Source organism: Pseudoxanthomonas sp. LjRoot204_2, from assembly GCF_056175765.1.
The window spans coordinates 1-1,005 of record NZ_JBGFFG010000747.1; the positions used below are offsets into that span (position 1 = coordinate 1).

The 1,005-nt window shown below is 63.9% G+C and carries 1 protein-coding gene; it reads right to left on the reverse strand.

What is annotated here, in order from left to right; translation table 11 throughout:
• The coding region (locus AC04L7_RS19570) for an alpha/beta hydrolase family protein (RefSeq protein ID WP_475513830.1) at nucleotides 1–990 on the reverse strand (990 nt) is incomplete at its 3' end.
• Nucleotides 991–1,005: the final 15 nt, after the last annotated feature.

Here is a 1,005-nt window from a genome sequence, read left to right on the forward strand (position 1 = left end):
CAGCTTCACCCGGTTGTCCACGTCGTAGAAGCCATGCATCTCGCCGGACTGGATGATCATGCCTTCCGGCGGATTGCCCGCTGCGATCAGCGCCTTGTTCATGAGTTCGCTCTGCTCGGGCGGCGTGCGCACGTCGCGCGCGCCTGCGGCAAGGTAGACCGGGATCTTCACTTCCGCGGCGCGGCGTGCGGGCGAATTCTCCGCCCACGCTTTCTTGTCGATTCCATGCGTGCGGCGCAGGTAGCGCTGGCCGGACTCCGTGCTCGGTATGTCGCCCTTCTCGAACATCATCTCCACGTCGTAGACACCGACGTAGCCGAACGTGCACTTGAACAGGCCCGGCGCACGGATCGGCGCCATCAGCGATGAGTAACCGCCGAAGCTGCCGCCGTAGATGCAGATGCGGTCCTTGTCGGCATGGCCCTTCTGGATCGCCCACTGCGTGGCGTCGATGATGTCGTTCTGGATGCCCTGGCCCCATTGCTGGTGCCCGGCATTCTGGAAGCCACGGCCGTAACCACCGGAGCCGCGGTAGTTCACCTGCAGCACGGCGTAACCCCGGCTTGCGAACAACTGCGTCTCGCCGCTGAAGGCCCAGTCGTCGCGGGGACCGATTGGGCCGCCATGCGGATTGACGATCAGCGGCAGGTTCTTTCCGTTCGAGCCGTTCGGAATGGTCAGGTACCCATGGATGCGCTTGCCGTCGCGCGCCACGAAGTTGAACGGCACCACCGACGCCATCTTCGCGGGGTCCAGCTGCGGCAGGCGCTTCATCAGGAAGCGGGCCTTGCCGGAGTCGCGATCGTAGAGGTAGAGCTCGCCCGGATTGTGGTCGCTGTAGACGCTGACGATGATTTTCTTGCCGTCGGTGGTATGGCTGGAAAAATCCACCATCTGCCCCTCGAACGCGGACGCGAGCGAGGCGTAGAGTTCGGCATCCGGATGCGCTTCGTCGATCAGTTTGACGGACGGTGCCCCCGCTTCCGTCACTACCGCGATCAGTGT